At 56.0% G+C, this 16640-nt stretch carries 16 protein-coding genes; 5 read left to right on the top strand and 11 right to left on the bottom strand.

Annotation, left to right across the window (positions count from 1 at the left end):
• Positions 1–21: 21 nt before the first annotated feature.
• Positions 22–1479 (bottom strand): DNA recombination protein RmuC, encoded by a 1458-nt coding sequence (gene rmuC, locus HX884_RS03820; RefSeq protein WP_178327666.1) that lies wholly within the window; start codon positions 1477–1479, stop codon positions 22–24.
• A gap of 138 nt (positions 1480–1617) precedes the next feature.
• Complete coding sequence (udp, locus tag HX884_RS03815; RefSeq protein WP_003860792.1) at positions 1618–2379, bottom strand: uridine phosphorylase; 762 nt, start codon at positions 2377–2379, stop codon at positions 1618–1620.
• A 255-nt stretch (positions 2380–2634) separates the two neighbouring features.
• Between udp and HX884_RS03810 the strand changes: the two genes are divergently transcribed.
• The gene (locus HX884_RS03810) at positions 2635–3441 is read left to right on the top strand and encodes a dienelactone hydrolase family protein (protein ID WP_013099243.1); all 807 of its coding nucleotides are present in this window, start codon (positions 2635–2637) and stop codon (positions 3439–3441) included.
• A 59-nt stretch (positions 3442–3500) separates the two neighbouring features.
• Here HX884_RS03810 and metE read toward each other — a convergent pair whose 3' ends face one another.
• Positions 3501–5762 (bottom strand): 5-methyltetrahydropteroyltriglutamate--homocysteine S-methyltransferase, encoded by a 2262-nt coding sequence (metE, locus tag HX884_RS03805; protein ID WP_178327665.1) that lies wholly within the window; start codon positions 5760–5762, stop codon positions 3501–3503.
• Positions 5763–5877: 115 nt separating this feature from the next.
• Here metE and metR point away from each other — a divergent pair, with 115 nt between their 5' ends.
• On the top strand, positions 5878–6831 hold the full coding sequence (metR, locus tag HX884_RS03800) for an HTH-type transcriptional regulator MetR (RefSeq protein WP_178327664.1): 954 nt from the start codon (positions 5878–5880) through the stop codon (positions 6829–6831).
• Here metR and HX884_RS03795 read toward each other — a convergent pair.
• The 3 genes from HX884_RS03795 to pldB form a co-directional block, all read right to left on the bottom strand.
• Positions 6719–7618 carry a carboxylate/amino acid/amine transporter gene (locus tag HX884_RS03795; RefSeq protein WP_023621553.1) on the bottom strand — a complete coding sequence of 300 codons (900 nt, stop codon included), beginning with the start codon at positions 7616–7618 and terminating at the stop codon, positions 6719–6721. The genes metR and HX884_RS03795 overlap by 113 nt on opposite strands.
• Before the next feature lie 82 nt (positions 7619–7700).
• Entirely contained in the window at positions 7701–8501 is an 801-nt protein-coding gene (yigL, locus tag HX884_RS03790; protein WP_013099247.1) for a sugar/pyridoxal phosphate phosphatase YigL, read from the bottom strand.
• 25 nt (positions 8502–8526) lie between these two features.
• Positions 8527–9519: a lysophospholipase L2 gene (gene pldB / locus HX884_RS03785; protein ID WP_013099248.1), complete on the bottom strand. Its 993-nt coding sequence runs from the start codon at positions 9517–9519 to the stop codon at positions 8527–8529.
• A 111-nt stretch (positions 9520–9630) separates the two neighbouring features.
• Here pldB and rhtB point away from each other — a divergent pair, with 111 nt between their 5' ends.
• The gene (gene rhtB / locus HX884_RS03780; protein WP_013099249.1) at positions 9631–10251 is read left to right on the top strand and encodes a homoserine/homoserine lactone efflux protein; all 621 of its coding nucleotides are present in this window, start codon (positions 9631–9633) and stop codon (positions 10249–10251) included.
• Here rhtB and rhtC read toward each other — a convergent pair.
• From rhtC to pldA, 3 genes are all read right to left on the bottom strand, one after another.
• Complete coding sequence (rhtC, locus tag HX884_RS03775; RefSeq protein ID WP_014833703.1) at positions 10248–10868, bottom strand: threonine export protein RhtC; 621 nt, start codon at positions 10866–10868, stop codon at positions 10248–10250. The two genes, rhtB and rhtC, sit on opposite strands and share 4 nt — an antisense overlap.
• A 61-nt stretch (positions 10869–10929) precedes the next feature.
• Complete coding sequence (recQ, locus tag HX884_RS03770; protein WP_029883130.1) at positions 10930–12759, bottom strand: ATP-dependent DNA helicase RecQ; 1830 nt, start codon at positions 12757–12759, stop codon at positions 10930–10932.
• Between the two features lie 90 nt (positions 12760–12849).
• Complete coding sequence (gene pldA, locus HX884_RS03765) at positions 12850–13719, bottom strand: phospholipase A (protein ID WP_013099252.1); 870 nt, start codon at positions 13717–13719, stop codon at positions 12850–12852.
• Between the two features lie 162 nt (positions 13720–13881).
• Between pldA and yigI the strand changes: the two genes are divergently transcribed.
• Together yigI and rarD are read left to right on the top strand one after the other, a co-directional pair.
• Positions 13882–14349, top strand: a complete 468-nt coding sequence (gene yigI, locus HX884_RS03760; protein ID WP_013099253.1) for an acyl-CoA thioesterase YigI — start codon at positions 13882–13884, stop codon at positions 14347–14349.
• A gap of 51 nt (positions 14350–14400) precedes the next feature.
• Positions 14401–15297: an EamA family transporter RarD gene (gene rarD / locus HX884_RS03755; RefSeq protein ID WP_029883129.1), complete on the top strand. Its 897-nt coding sequence runs from the start codon at positions 14401–14403 to the stop codon at positions 15295–15297.
• A 70-nt stretch (positions 15298–15367) separates the two neighbouring features.
• Here rarD and corA read toward each other — a convergent pair whose 3' ends face one another.
• Complete coding sequence (gene corA / locus HX884_RS03750; protein ID WP_008501540.1) at positions 15368–16318, bottom strand: magnesium/cobalt transporter CorA; 951 nt, start codon at positions 16316–16318, stop codon at positions 15368–15370.
• A gap of 151 nt (positions 16319–16469) precedes the next feature.
• Positions 16470–16613, bottom strand: coding sequence for a YsgD/CorL family protein (ysgD, locus tag HX884_RS27600; protein WP_375138596.1), 144 nt, complete (start codon positions 16611–16613; stop codon positions 16470–16472).
• Between the last annotated feature and the right edge of the window lie 27 nt (positions 16614–16640).

Here is a 16640-nt window from a genome sequence, read left to right as displayed (position 1 = left end):
TGGGCGCGTTTGCCCTACGTTTCAACCACCACGTGAGAAACGCGCCAGATGCGGGTCTGGCGATAACTCTGCCGCTAACTCGTTGTCTTCACTGTCTCTCTTTTGTCCATCAGCGCCTTCGCGCAGGCGAAACTCTTCGTCCTGTGCCGTGGCTTGCTCAACCAGTTCCGGATTAATCTCGCGTTTAACCTCCACCCCCAGGCCGCGGAAGGCTTCGGCTTGCGCCAGCAGATTGCCCCGCCCGGAGGCGAGTTTTTTCATCGCCTGGCGGTAGTTGTCCTGCGCGCGGTCCAGGCTTTGCCCGACCGAGGACATATCATCCACAAAGAGGCGCATTTTGTCGTACAGCTTGCTGGCGCGATCGGCAATCTGCTGCGCGTTGCGGCTCTGATGTTCATAGCGCCACAGGTTGGCAATGGTGCGTAACGCCACCAGCAGCGTGGTGGGGCTGACCAGCATAATGTTGTTTTTCAGCGCTTCAGTTATCAGTTCCGGCTGTCTGTCGAGTGCCAGCAGAAAAGCAGGCTCTACCGGGATAAACATCAGAACATAGTCAAGCGAGCGCAAACCCGGCAACTGCTGATAGTCTTTTCTGCCCAGCAGACGAATATGGTTCCGCACGGAGGCAATGTGCTCCTGCAACGCCGATTCGCGGGTGTAGTCATCCTCCGCATTGAAGTAACGCTCATAGGCCACCAGCGTCATTTTGGCATCAATCACCACATCTTTACCCTGCGGCAGACGCACAATGACATCTGGCTGCATTCGCGAGCGGGCATCGTTTTCTATGCTGACCTGGGTTTCGTATTCATACCCTTCGCGCAGTCCAGAGGCTTCCAGCACCCGCGTCAGGACGACTTCACCCCAGTTACCCTGCGTTTTGTTATCCCCTTTCAGGGCGCGGGTCAGGTTGACCGCTTCCTGCGCCATTTGTGCATTCAACTGCTGCAGATTACGAATTTCGTGTGCCAGGGTGTGCCGCTCGCGGGCCTCCTGACCAAAGCTGTCCTGCACCTGACGACGGAAACCGTCCAGTTGCTCACGCAGAGGCGTCAGGAGACTGTTCAGACTCTGGCGGTTTTGTTCGTCAACGCGGCGGTTGCTGCGCTCAAAAATGCGGTTCGCAAGATTCTCAAACTGTTCGCTGAGGCGCTGCTCGCTGTTCATCATCTGGCGGATTTTGTCTTCCGCATGCAGTTGAGTGGATTCCAGGCGGGTCGTGACTTCACGGAGATCGGCTTCCAGTGAGGTGTTGATATCACGCAGATTGCGCAGTTCGTTGTTGAGTAACTCGCACTCGTCTCGCCAGTGTTCACTCAGCGCAAGTTGCTGTTTTGTCGCGCTTAACTCGGCGACTATCTCTTCACGCTCTGCCAGTTGATCGGCCTTTTGCTGCGCGTGCTGATAGCTGGAAATCAGCCAGCCTATCGCCACGCCCGCGAGCGCAATCACCGCGTAAATCAGGATTGAGAGATCCACAATGCCCCCTGCATCAACGTATTACCGCACAAAATAAGATTGTGCTGTATAAACGTCCAGTTTGAAAGGGTTTTCCTGCGAGGCGCTACGCAAAAAATAAAGGCCGAACGTGTCGGCCTTTGATGTCAGAAGAGAGGATTAGATCAGACGACGGGCCGCTTCAACCACGATTTTTACCGCATGACTTTCGGTTTGTTTCATGGTTTCGGCGTTCGGGATTTCCTGCTGGGTACGGTTGACGATAACCCCCGCCACCATACCGGCACGCAGGCCTTGGCTTGCGCACATAGTCAGCAGCGTTGCAGATTCCATTTCATAGTTCATCACGCCCATAGACTGCCACTCTTCCATAGAGCCTTTAAAACGGCTCACCACACGGCCAGAGAAGGTGTCGTAACGCTCCTGACCCGGGTAGAAAGTATCCGACGAGGCGGTTACGCCCACGTGCGTGGTTGCGCCAACGGATTTCGCTGCTTCAACCAGCGCCGTCGTACATTCAAAATCGGCAACCGCCGGGAATTCCATTGGTGCAAAGTGCAGACTCGCCCCATCCAGACGCACGGACGCGGTAGTCACCAATACATCACCCACGTTGATATGCGGCTGGATCGCACCGGTTGTCCCGATACGCAGGAACGTCCGGATGCCCAGTTGCGCCAGTTCTTCAACGGCAATGGAGGTAGACGGGCCACCGATACCGGTAGAGCACACAATCACGGCCTTACCATCCAGCTCTGCACGCCAGGTGGTGAATTCACGATGGGCTGCCAGCTTAACCGGCTTATCCATCAGCGCGGCGATCTTTTCCACACGCTCAGGATCGCCCGGGACGATCGCGAGCGTAGCCCCTTGTAAATCGTTTTTGGTGAGGCCGAGATGAAAAACATCAGACTTAGACATAGGTGACTCCTCTGTGGGTCGGTTAGTCAGAAGAAGTAAAACGGTACTTTACAGAAGCAATACGCATAATTTCGTGACACATCTCACCATGAATGAAAATGATTGCAGTAGATTTCCATAAAAAAGTGATTTACATCACATTAACAAGTTATATCGTGGTGTGCTGCACAAAAGATAGACCGTTTAAGGCACTGTGGGTTGTTAACCTGGTGTCTATATTTACCTTTGCGCTAACTCATTGGTACGGAGAATGCCATGACTGAAAAAACCGGTTTTGCACCTGCTGCGGCTCCGCATGCCTCAACCATCGTCTCAACGCCTGAAGACGCCATTACGGCGGGAGAGACCTCCATTCCCTCGCAGGGGGAAAATATGCCTGCTTACCACGCGCGACCAGCATCGGCAGACGGTCCGCTGCCGATCGTGATTGTGGTTCAGGAAATTTTCGGCGTTCACGAACATATTCGCGACCTCTGCCGCCGACTGGCGCTGGAAGGTTACCTGGCCGTTGCGCCAGAGCTCTATTTCCGTCAGGGCGATCCGAACGACTACAGCGATATCCCAACGCTTTTGAGCAACCTGGTCAGTAAAGTGCCGGATGCACAGGTGCTGGCCGATCTGGATCATGTTGCCAACTGGGCGGCACGTAACGGCGGTGATGCGCATCGACTGATGATAACGGGGTTCTGCTGGGGCGGACGCATTAGCTGGCTGTATGCCGCGCACAATCCGCAGCTGAAAGCTGCTGTGGCCTGGTACGGTAAACTGGTGGGCGAAAAAACGCTGAACTCGCCAAAACATCCGGTTGATATCGCCACAGACTTAAACGCCCCGGTGCTGGGACTGTACGGTGGTCAGGACACGGGTATTCCGCTCGATACGGTAGAGACCATGCGCCATGCGCTACGCGCGGCGAATGCAAAGGCCGACATTGTCGTGTACCCGGATGCCGGACACGCGTTTAACGCCGATTATCGTCCGAGCTATCACGCGGAATCAGCCAAAGATGGCTGGCAGCGGATGCTGGCGTGGTTTAGCCAGTACGGCGGTAAGAAAGCGTAAACATAAAAGCCCGGTGGCGGCGATGCCTTACCGGGCTACATAATGGGATCGACTCTGTCTTAACCCTGACGCAAATTCTGCGCCGCTTTCACCATATTCGCCAGCGCCGCGCGGGTTTCAGGCCAGCCGCGGGTTTTCAGACCGCAGTCCGGGTTCACCCACAGGCGTTCTGCCGGAATGCGCTGGGCGGCTTTCTTCAGCAGGGCTTCGATCCACTCCACGCTCGGCACGTTCGGGGAGTGAATGTCATATACGCCCGGCCCGATTTCGTTCGGGTAATCGAACTCTTCGAATGACTCCAGCAGTTCCATATCTGAACGCGAGGTCTCGATGGTGATCACGTCGGCATCCAGTGCGGCAATGGAATCCATGATGTCGTTAAATTCGCAGTAACACATGTGGGTGTGGATCTGCGTGTCATCCTTCGCCACTGCGGCGTTGATGCGGAACGCTTCCACACCCCACTGCAGGTAGGCGTCCCAGTCGCTGCGACGCAGCGGTAATCCCTCGCGCAGGGCCGGTTCGTCAATCTGGATGATGCCAATGCCCGCCGCTTCCAGATCCGCCACTTCATCGCGCAGCGCCAGCGCAATTTGCTTCGCGATGGTTTCACGGGTCACGTCCTCACGCGGGAAGGACCAGCAAAGAATGGTCACCGGACCGGTCAACATGCCTTTTACCGGCTTGTCGGTCAGGGACTGGGCATATTTAGCCCATTCGACGGTGATCGGGTGCGGACGGCTGACGTCACCGATCACCACCGGTGGTTTTACACAGCGGGAACCATAGCTCTGTACCCAGCCGTTTTGGGTAAAGACGAAACCATCCAGATGCTCACCGAAGTACTCCACCATGTCGTTACGCTCTGCCTCCCCGTGAACCAGCACGTCCAGGCCTAAGCGCTCCTGCTCCACAATCGCCTGTTTGATATGTTCCGCGATGCCGGTGCGGTAGTTGGCCGCATCAAGGTTGCCCTTTTTGAAGTCCAGGCGCAGGCCGCGGATCTCGGTAGTTTGCGGGAAGGAACCGATGGTGGTGGTTGGCCACGCAGGCAAGTTGAAACGGGCGCGCTGGGCTTCTGCACGCACTTCATACGGACTTTGACGCTGGCTGTCCTGCGCGGTGATAGCCGCCAGACGTTTTTCCACCGCCGGGTTGTGAACGCGAGACGAATGACGACGGGCCTGAATCGGAGCGCTCCATTCGGTAATCGCCGCCGTGTCACCGCTGTTCAGGGCGTCACGCAGCAGAGTCAGCTCTTCACATTTCTGCAAGGCAAAGGCAAACCAGCTTTTTACTTCCGCATCCAGGCGGGTTTCAACGCTGAGATCGATAGGGCTGTGCAGCAGTGAACACGAAGAGGCCACCCATAGCTCACGTTTGCCGACGATGTCTTTAATTTGAGCATATTTTTCTGTCAGATCGGCGCGCCAGACGTTACGACCGTTCACCAGCCCGGCAGAGAGCAGCCACTCCGCTGGCAGGCGCTTGTGCAGTTCTGCAACATCATCTTTTCCATGCACCAGGTCAACGTGCAGACCCTGCACTGGCAATTTGGTGATGGTGCCGAGGTTCGGGGTCACACCTTCAAAGTAGGTGGTAAGCAGCAGCTTCACCTGCCCGGTCAGTGCATCGTAAGCCGGTTTGAAGGCATCGAGCCACGCTTGCGGCAGTTCGAGCCCCAGTGCCGGTTCGTCGATTTGCACCCACTGAATACCGCGTTTGCCCAGCTCAATCAGCACCTGTTTGTAGACCGGCAGGATATCCTTCAGCAGGCTCAGACGATCGAACGGCTCGCCTTTGACTTTCCCTAACCACAGGTAGGTCACTGGCCCCAGCAGCACCGGTTTCACCTGGTGCCCCAGCGCCAGCGCTTCGTCCACTTCATCCAGCAACTGGGTCCAGGTCAGTTTGAACTGCTGACCTTTAACAAACTCCGGCACCATATAGTGATAGTTGGTGTTAAACCACTTGGTCATTTCCGCCGCTGCCGCTGGCTCACCGGTTGGCGCACGGCCACGGCCGATGCGGAACAGCGTGTCGATATCTACCGATCCATCGTTGTTCTGATGACGAGCCGGGACATTGCCAAGCAGCAGGCTGGTCGTCAGAACATGGTCGTACCAGGCGAAATCGCCCACCGGCAGCAGGTCTACGCCCGCCTGTTTTTGCTGCTCCCAGTGGCGGGCACGCAGTTCGCGGCCCACTGCCAGCAGCTCTTCACGCGTGGTGTTTCCTGCCCAGTAGCTTTCTTGTGCTTTTTTTAGCTCGCGACGCAGGCCAACGCGAGGGAAACCGAGAGTGTGATTGCGGATTGTCATGTCATGCCCCTTGTGAAATTCGTTATTTAGACGTCCAGATGTTTACACATCTATAATTGGCAGGTACTGTATATTCCTCAAGCGCAAAATGTTCATGGCGAAGTGAAGGACTTTCATGATCGAGATAAAACACCTGAAAACGCTACAAGCGTTGCGAAACTGCGGTTCTCTCGCGGCGGCGGCGGCCTCACTGCACCAGACTCAGTCCGCCCTTTCTCACCAGTTCAGCGATCTGGAACAACGTCTCGGCTTTCGTCTTTTTGTGCGTAAGAGCCAGCCGCTGCGCTTTACCCCCCAGGGCGAGATCCTCCTGCAGCTGGCAAATCAGGTGCTGCCGCAAATTGCCAGCGCGCTTCAGTCCTGCAATGAGCCACAGCAAACTAAATTGCGTATCGCCATTGAGTGCCACAGCTGTATTCAGTGGCTGACCCCCGCGCTTGAGAACTTCCGCCAGAAGTGGCCGCAGGTAGAAATGGACTTTACCTCCGGCGTGACGTTTGACCCGCAGCCGTCACTCCAGCAGAGCGAGCTGGATCTGGTGATGACGTCAGACATCCTGCCGCGTAGCGGCCTGCATTATTCGCCAATGTTCGATTATGAGGTGCGTCTGGTGCTGGCACCGGATCATCCGCTGGCCAGCAAGACGCGTATCACCCCGGAAGACCTGGCGACTGAAACGCTGCTGATATACCCGGTGCAGCGCAGTCGCCTGGATATCTGGCGCCATTTCCTGCAGCCGGCGGGCATCAGCCCACAGCTGAAAAGCGTGGATAATACGTTGCTGTTGATTCAGATGGTTGCCGCCAGAATGGGCATCGCGGCGCTGCCTCACTGGGTGGTAGAGAGTTTTGAACGCCAGGGCCTGGTGGTCACCAAAACCCTGGGAGAAGGACTGTGGAGCCGGCTATACGCCGCCGTGCGCGATGGCGAGCAGCGTCAGCCGATCACGGAAGCGTTTATTCGCTCAACGCGGAACCACGCGTGCGACCATCTTCCGTTTGTGCGGAGCGCGGAGCGACCCAACGGCGATGTACCCACAGCGAAGCCAGGATCACCGCTCCCCCAATAAGGAAACTCGGCCAGTGGGGCTGTTGCTGCCAGATAGCAAGGTTTACCAGTAGCCCCGCGGGCACGTGCACGTTGTTCATGATGCCCAGCGTACCGGCGTCTACCTGAGTTGCGCCATAGTTCCACATGAAGTACCCCAGCCCCGAGGCCACCACGCCCAGCCAGACCAGAATGCCCCACTGCACGGTAGTGGTAGGTAATTTTTGCGGGTTACCCAGCATAAACCAGGCTGCGACCGCGACCACCGCCGCCCCCATATAGAACCAGGCAAACGCGTTGTGCTGCGGCATCGGGCGGGTTTCCATCAGGCGCTTGTAGCCCACCATACCAATAGCGAAGCTGATGTTTGCTAACTGCACGAACATCAGGCCGGTCCAGAAGTGATCGCTCACTTTATCGTAGCGAATAATCGCCGCGCCAATCACCGCCAGCGCTGCGCTCAACAGATAGCCCCAACGCAGACGACGCCTGCTGAGCAGGTCGTAAATCAGCGTGATATAGAGCGGCGTCAGCACCGTAAAGAGCAGGAACTCCGAGACGGACAAGTAGATATACGCCCGAAAGCTAAACAGATACATGATGCCGAGCTGCATCGCCCCCACCAGCATATACAGCAAAACGGTTTGCAGGGATTGTCCGCGCGTACGCAAAAAGGGCAGGAACACCAGCGCCGCCAGCCCCACGCGCATCAGCACCGAGAAATAGCTGTCGACCGATCCGGCAAGGTATTCGCCAATCAGGCTAAAGGAGAAGGCCCACAGGATAGTGGTGATAATGAGTAGCGCCACAATGCTTGTCTCTCAGAAAGAAGGAGAGGCATTGTAGCGAACTCTTTAGTTGACAACTGAGCAATAAACAACCAAATGAAGATTATTCAAGGAACAGCTTGCGCAGATATTTTGGTACCGCATTGTCTGCGTTGGTGCCGATCACTTCCAGCTCCGGGTGCAGGTCTTTCAGGCGCTGGTGCGCGTTCTGCATGATGCAGCCTTTACCCGCCATCGAGAGCATCTCAGCATCGTTCATGCCATCACCAAAGGCGATACAGTCTTTCAGCTCAAAGCCCATGCGTTTGGCCACCGCTTCCAGAGCGTGCCCCTTGGAAACGCCACCCGCCATCACTTCCAGGCAGGTCAGCGTTGAGAAGCTTACGTTGACGCGATCGCCCCAGCGGGCGTTGATCGCCTGCTCCAGCGGCAGCAGTTCTTCGTGACTTTCGCAGGTAAAGAAAACTTTGCTGATCCCTTCCGGCTCGAGCAGACCTGGCTCATACAGGGAGTAGTTAAACACCGCTTCTTTGAAGAAGCGCATCTCTTCCGGACGGTGGCGGTTCATGAACCAGTCATCGTCGCGGTAAACGTTCGTGACGATAGCCGGATTATTGTGCACCACACCGAACAGATCGGCGGCAATATCGCGATCCAGGTTGTGGGTAAAGATCAGATTGCCATCGGTGTCGTGAACACGCGCACCGTTGGAGGTGATCATGTACGATTTAATCTCAAGATTATCGCGGATCTGCCCCACATCCACGTGGTGGCGCCCGGTGGCAAACACAAAGTGCACGCCACGGGCAGTCAGCAGCTTTAAGGTCTCTTTCGCGTACGGCGACAGGGTGTGGTCGGGGGAAAGCAGCGTGCCATCTAAATCAGATGCAACAACCTGGTACATAGGAAAATTTAACCTCAATAGAAAATCAGTTATGCCGGTCGAAAAACTCGACGATGGCGTTAAGCGCGACTGAGCGCATAGCGTCCTTTTCAAAAAGGATCTCATGGTACGCGCCGTTGATGACCAGCGGTTTACCCCCTTCACAAGGGTGACCGGCGGCAGCGCGCAGTTCACAAAAACGGTCATGCATGCGGTTATCCACCACACGCTCTTCTTCAGCCTGAATCAGGAGTGTCGGCGTGTCATCATCACCAACACCCGCCAGAACCTGCTCCCCGGCATGTATCCCCTCCCGCACCCAGTGCCAGGTGGGGCCGCCAACGCGCAAGCGAGGCTCATCGGCATAGAAGCGCAGGTTGCGGCGATAACGCTGACGGCTATGGGTTAAGACGTTGAGGGCAAACGGCAAAGCCCGCCAGCGCCCTGTTCCGATGGCGTAGCCTTCACGAATGCGCTGATGGCCCTCAGCCCAGTCGAGAAGATGGCGCACCATCCAGTCCGGAAAACGTATCACAATGCCATACATCGGCGCGGTCAGCGCAATGGCATCGCACTGGTGATCGTAGCGCTGCAAAAAGAGCGTAGAGATCGCGCCGCCCATGGAGTGCGCAAGAATATAGCGCTTACGCCACGGGCCAGGCTGCACTTCCTGCTGCCAGAAGGCGGCAAGATCGTCGACATAATCGCTGAAGTTATCTACGTGGCCACGATGGGTATCCGGCAACATTCGACCAGAAAGCCCCTGCCCGCGATGATCGATAATTAACACGTCAAAACCCAGATGGAACAGGTCGTACGCCAGCTCGGCATATTTGATGTAGCTTTCGATACGCCCGGGGCAGACCACAATCACCCGGTCATTTTTTTCATCACGGAAACGAACAAAGCGTACCGGGATATTCCCGACGCCCGTAAACTCATCTTCCTCACGCTGACGCCAGAAATCGGTCAGCGGCCCCATGGAGAAAGCAGCAAATGCGTTTTCTCGTGTTTCCCAGTCCTTTTTCTGCTGCAACATCGGGTTTCCACCCCCCGTCATTCAGGGAATATCGTTTTTTTCGTAACTGGTCACAAAATGACTCAACAATAGCGTATTGTGGCATAAAAACAGACGATTCGGGAGTTTCAAATGACCTTCGAGTGGTGGTTCGCTTACCTGCTGACATCCATCATCCTCAGCCTGTCACCGGGTTCGGGGGCAATTAATACCATGACAACCTCCATTAACCACGGTTATCGCGGGGCGGCAGCATCCATTGCCGGTTTGCAAACCGGACTGGGGATTCACATTGTGCTGGTGGGCGTGGGGTTAGGGACGCTCTTCTCCCGCTCGGTGCTGGCATTTGAAGTGCTGAAATGGGCCGGTGCGGCGTATCTGATTTGGCTCGGCATTCAGCAATGGCGCGCAGCAGGCTCAATTGACCTCAACACTCTTGCCCGGACGCAAACGCGCGGTCGCCTGTTTAAGCGGGCGGTGTTTGTGAATCTGACCAACCCAAAAAGCATCGTTTTTCTGGCTGCCCTGTTCCCGCAGTTTATCGTCCCGCATCAGCCGCAGGTAATGCAGTACGTAGTCCTGGGCGTGACCACCATTGTTGTCGATATTATTGTGATGATTGGCTACGCGACGCTGGCGCAGCGGATTGCAGCATGGATTAAAGGGCCTAAGCAAATGAAGGCCCTGAACAAAGTGTTTGGTTCGCTGTTTATGCTGGTTGGCGCGCTGCTTGCGTCAGCGCGTCATGCTTAGCGAGAGATAATAAGGTGAATACCAAAGCCGGCGAACAGCGCGCCGGCGAAGCCGTCAATCCACTTCGCGATGCGCTGATAGCCACGGCGCATCGCCGGTAAGGCAAACAGGCTGGCAACAACGGTGAACCACGCAAACGTCTCAACCACAATCAGCAGGAAGATACCCCAGCGTGCACCCGCGCCCACGCTGTCGCCCACGAACAGGGAGAAGACGGAGCCGAAATAGATAATCGCTTTCGGGTTCGCCAGGTTGGTCAGCAGCCCTTTCACAAAGCTACGGCCGCCCGTTGCCAGCTCAACTTTTGGCTCTTGCGGTTTTTTCTCTTCTTTCTTCAACGCTCCGCGCAGCATCTGGTAGCCCATCCAGCACAGGTACAGACCGCCACCAACCATGATGATGTTATGCAGCCACGCCATCTTCGCCAGGATCAGGTTCAGGCCAAGCAGCGCCACGGCCGCCCAGACCATAACCCCCATAGTAATACCCAACACGCCCATCATTGCTTCTTTACGGGAGCGGCTGACGGCGGTTTGTGACACGAAGAAAAAGTCAGGGCCCGGGCTCATCAGCGCAACAATGTGCACCAACGCCACGGTAAGAAATAGCATTAACATAATTCGCTCGCGGGGAAATAATTCAGTGAGTCATCATCCTGGCACTTTTTTGCGCGGCTGACTACTCCTCATCATCACCATCGACATGTGAACGGATGAGCGCCATGAATTCTTTACCAAAGCGCTCCAGCTTGCGCGTGCCCACGCCGTTGACGCTGAGCATTTCGCTGGCGCTGAGCGGCATCTGCTCGGCCATCTCGATCAGCGTCGCGTCGTTGAAGACCACATATGGCGGAATGTTCTCTTCATCGGCAATCGCTTTACGCAGCTTGCGCAGTTTGGCAAACAGCTTGCGGTCGTAGTTGCCGCCGTAGGATTTCTGCATCACCCGCGGTTTCAGGGCCACTACGCGCGGCACGGCAAGCTTGAGTTCAACATCCCCACGCAGCACCGGGCGCGCGGCTTCGGTGAGCTGAAGCGCGGAGTGCTGGGCGATGTTCTGTGTGGCAAAACCGAGGTGAATCAACTGACGAATAATGCTGACCCAATGCTCGTGGCTCTGGTCTTTGCCAATACCGTAGACAGGCAGCTTATCGTGGCCCATGTCGCGGATACGCTGGTTATTGGCGCCGCGCAGCACTTCCACCACGTAGCCCATCCCGAAGCGCTGATTAACACGGTATATGGTCGAAAGCGCCTTACGCGCGTCCATCAGGCCATCGTACTGCTTTGGCGGGTCGAGACAGATATCGCAGTTGCCGCACGGCTCCTGACGCCCTTCACCAAAGTAGTTGAGCAGCACCAGACGGCGGCAGGTCTGCGCTTCCGCAAACGCGCCCATGGCGTTGAGTTTGTGACGCTCGATATCCTGCAGCTGTCCCTGCGGTTTCTCTTCCAGGCAGCGGCGCAGCCACGCCATATCGGCCGGATCGTAAAACAGCATCGCTTCCGCAGGCAGGCCATCACGGCCGGCGCGGCCGGTTTCCTGGTAGTAGGATTCGATATTTCGCGGAATGTCGAAGTGCACCACAAAGCGGACGTTGGGCTTGTTAATGCCCATGCCGAACGCCACCGTCGCCACCACAATCTGCAGGTCATCACGCTGGAATTTTTCCTGCACGTCGGCGCGGATGTGGTTTTCTAACCCGGCATGATAGGCCGCCGCGCTAAAGCCGCGGTTTTGCAGACGCGCAGCGGTGTCTTCCACCTTCGCGCGGCTGTTGCAGTAGATGATGCCTGACTTGCCGCGTTGCTCCTGCACATAGCGCAGAAGCTGATCCAGCGGCTTGAATTTTTCCATCAGCATATAGCGGATGTTCGGGCGGTCGAAGCTGCTGACCTGGATCAGCGGGTCGTTCAGCCCCAGCAGGCGGACGATATCCAGCCGCGTGGTGTCATCTGCCGTAGCGGTCAGCGCCATAAACGGCAGTTCAGGGAAGCGCTGACGCAACTGACCAAGTGCCGCATATTCCGGGCGGAAATCGTGACCCCACTGCGAGATACAGTGTGCTTCATCAACGGCCAGCAGAACGGGATTCCAGTGCGCCAGATGGTCGAGGAAGTTATCCAGCATCAACCGTTCTGGTGCGATATACAGCAAGCGAACCTGTCCGGTACGGCAACCGGCCATTACCTCTTGCTGCTGCTCGCGGGTTTGCGTGGAGTTAAGACAGGCCGCCGCCACGCCGTTGGCGAGCAGCTGGTCAACCTGGTCTTTCATCAGAGAAATCAGCGGCGATACCACGACCGTCAGGCCATTAAGTACCAGCGCGGGCACCTGATAGCAGAGCGATTTACCGCCACCGGTCGGCATTACCACCAGGCAATCACGGCCTTCCAGCACGGTTTCAATGATGGTTTCCTGGCCAGGACGGAACTGCTGGTAGCCAAAGGTTTCATGCAAAACCTGTTTAGCCAGCGACTCCTGATTCAATACTTCCGCCTGCGCCACGTTAACCCCATATGCCAGAAATGAAACAGGCGCTATTTTCAGCGCCTGAGAGAGAAACTTCAACGTTTAACGCAAAAACATTCGAGCGTCTTAGAAAATATCGTTCAGCATCACGCCGACACCCACGCGGGTCTGATTGAAGTTGTAATCGATGAGCGACTCGCCGTAACCGCTGTAGACCTGCGTATAAATACGCACGTGTTTGGTCATCGGGTAGCTTAAGCCCACTTCTGCGCCGCCGTAACCGGTGTTCCAGTTGTACTGGCCCCTGGCGCTCAGCACCGCATCACCCAGCTGATAGCCAATCCTGAGCTGATAGTAGCCCATATATTTGGTGATATCCGGGTTGTCATCGGTGCTGCCCACCACGTACCACGGCTTCACTTCCACCATCATATTACCGTTTTGCGCCATCAGGCGCGTATAGGCGCGGTTCCAGCTACGTGAGGTTGGATCGGAACGGCCGTTGGAGTCATGGTTGAAGCCCACTTCAACGTCACGCAATGTCCAGCCTGCAAACTCATAATCCGTGGCGAACCCCAGGAACAGCTGTGGCTCATAGTTGGTTTCACGGAACGGTGAAGATTCACCGCTGTTGGAAAGCTGCCACCAGGATTTCTGGGTATAAGACGCACCGAGAACCGAATTCGGCCCCAGAATGCCGCGCCAGAACGGAAATGCGAGGCTGAGCTGATATTTCACCTCATCTTTGCGCGCATTCTCAGCCCAGTCATAGGAGCGAATCGCCTCTTTGTTGAGATCGCTGGTCCAGGTATAGAGCACATAGTTGGTGTCGTACGGGTAGAGCGTGAAGGGATTATCATGCTCCTGCAGCAGGTTAGCGATAATGCTACCGCGAACTGCTGGCGTATCATGCACCTCTTTGACTGTCGCTTCCTGCGCATAGGCTGTGAGGGGCAGCGCAACCGCTGCCAGTAACCCTGCCAGATACGTCCGCATCGGTGGTGTTCTCCTGCAAAATGTTAAATGATCTGAATCGTTATATGGCGCACATTCTACAGACTTCTGCAGCAACTGCTGCATCCTCGTTTCTGAAAGTGGCATTCTTGCCTGTCCGGGCATAAAATCAACATTTTATTAACATTAAGGATGTGATGTCTCATGTCAGCCATGCTAACCGCCGAAGAAGCGTTAAAACTCGTGGGCGAGATTTTTGTTTACCATATGCCGTTTAACCGCGCGCTGGGACTGGAGCTGGAGCGTTACGAAAAAGACTTTGCCCAGCTCAGTTTTAACAACCAGCCGATGATGGTAGGCAACTGGGCACAGAGCATTTTACATGGCGGAGTGATTGCCTCCGCGCTGGACGTGGCTGCAGGGCTGGTATGTGTTGGCAGCACCCTGACGCGCCATGACACCATCAACGAAGACGAGCTGCGTCAGCGCTTATCCCGCATGGGTACCATCGATTTACGCGTCGATTATCTGCGTCCCGGGCGCGGAAACCGCTTCACCTGCAGCAGCAGCCTGCTCCGTGCGGGTAATAAGGTCGCCGTGGCGCGTGTTGAACTGCATAACGAAGAACAACTTTATATCGCCAGCGCAACCGCCACTTATATGGTGGGTTGAAGCTGAAAAATCGGGTAAAGTTAATTCACTTTTTTGTCACGGATTTTCCCGATGGATGCTAAACAGACGCGGCAGGGCGTGTTACTCGCCCTTGCCGCTTATTTTATTTGGGGTGTCGCACCCGCCTACTTTAAATTTATCGCTTACGTACCGGCTGATGAGATCCTCACTCACCGCGTCATCTGGTCCTTCTTCTTCATGATCGCGCTGATGAGCGTCAGTCGTCAGTGGTCTGGCGTCAAAACGCTGCTACAAACCCCGAAGAAGATCTTCCTGCTGGCACTCTCGGCAGTACTGATTGGCGGAAACTGGCTGCTGTTTATCTGGGCGGTGAATAACCATCACATGCTCGAAGCGAGTCTGGGCTACTTTATTAACCCGCTGGTGAATATTGTGCTGGGGATGATTTTCCTCGGCGAGCGCTTCCGCCGGATGCAGTGGCTGGCGGTGATCCTCGCCTTCTGCGGCGTGCTGGTTCAGCTGTGGACCTTCGGTTCACTGCCTGTTATTGCGCTGGGGCTGGCGTTCAGCTTTGCGTTCTACGGGCTGGTGCGCAAGAAGATTGCCGTGGAAGCGCAAACCGGCATGCTGTTTGAAACCCTGTGGCTGTTGCCGGTGGCCGCTATCTATCTGTTCGGCATTGCCGACAGCCCGACCAGCCACATGGGCAGCAACCCGTGGTCCCTGAATGTAATGCTGATGGCCGCAGGCGTGGTGACGACCATCCCACTGCTCTGCTTTACCGGTGCGGCAACACGCCTGCGTCTGTCCACGCTGGGCTTTTTCCAGTACATCGGCCCGACGCTGATGTTCCTGCTGGCGGTGGTGTTTTACGGCGAAGTGCCGGGTGCGGATAAGATGGTGACGTTCGCGTTTATCTGGGTGGCACTGGCGATTTTTGTCGCTGACGCGATTTATACCCAGCGCCGGGTGCGTAAAGGGCTGTGATTTTCCCCCTCCCGGTAGGAGAGGGAGTTCGATCGTAGGGCGGGTAAGCGCAGCGCCACCCGCCAGATTTTTACAGCCAGTTGCGACGCTTGAAATAGAGATACGGCGCCAGCCCGGCGAGGATCATAAAGATAATCGCCCCCGGATAGCCGAAACTCCACTTCAGCTCTGGCATAAACTCAAAGTTCATCCCATAGCTGGATGCCACCAGCGTCGGCGGCAGGAACACCACGGATACCACCGAGAAGATCTTGATAATGCGGTTCTGCTCGATGTTGATAAAGCCCATCGCCGCCTGCATCAGGAAGTTGACCTTCTGGAACAGTGATTCGTTGTGCGGCAGCAGGGATTCGATATCGCGCAGGATCTCACGCGCCTGTTCCAGCTGGCCCCCCGGCAGACGCGCCTTGCGCACCAGGAAGTTCAGCGCGCGCTGGGTATCCATCAGACACAGACGCACCTTCCAGCCGATATCTTCCAGCTCCGCCAGCGTGGAGAGCGCTTCGTCGTATTCATCGCCCTGATGGCCTTCCATGATGACGCGGCTCAGTTTTTCCAGATCGCTGTAGATGTTTTCAATCTCATCCGCCAGCTGCTCAATTTTGGTTTCGAACAGATCGAGCAGCAATTCGTAAGCATTGCCGTCCACCATCGCCTGGCTGCGGGCGCGCATACGGTAGAGACGAAACGCCGGCAGTTCGCGCTCGCGCAGGGTAAACAGGCGACCGTCGCGAATGGTAAATGCCACGGTGGAATTCCCCGCGTGGTCTTCGGCATCTTCAAAGAAGAAGAAGGAGTGAATGTGCAGGCCGTCTTCGTCTTCAAAAAAACGTGCGGATGCTTCGATGTCTTCCAGTTCCGGGCGAGTGGCCAGACTCTGCCCCAGCTCAGATTGTACGCGCAGGCGTTCATCGTCGTCCGGCTCGACCAGATCCACCCATACGGCATCAATGAGGGGCTGTGACTCTTCGGCTTCAAGCCGAGTCAGTCGGTTATTTTCGAGTTGAAATGCGCTCAACATGACCGGGACTCCCAATGCAAAAAATATCGGACAGTTCGGTGGGCACACAGAAACAAATTGGGTTTCAGACCATTAAACAGCCTGACTCAGCGCGACGGGAATAATGCAGGTCGCTGACAACCACTAAGGCCATCAGCAAGAGGAGATAGCCTTAGGAGTTGTTCCTGGATGGCAGGGAATTGAGCCAGTATCTACTGGGTGTGTCCAAGGCGAATGTCCTCTTAGCGTAATCGTGCGCGCATGTTACGCCAGCAGCAACTGTGGCGTCAACACGCAACGAAACGCTGAAGGGCATTAATTGACCTTCAACGTATAAGGCTAG

Origin of the sequence: Enterobacter sp. SECR19-1250 (genome assembly GCF_013391025.1) — a bacterium.
Classification (GTDB): domain Bacteria; phylum Pseudomonadota; class Gammaproteobacteria; order Enterobacterales; family Enterobacteriaceae; genus Enterobacter; species Enterobacter cloacae.
This window is presented reverse-complemented; position numbering and strand designations above follow the sequence as displayed.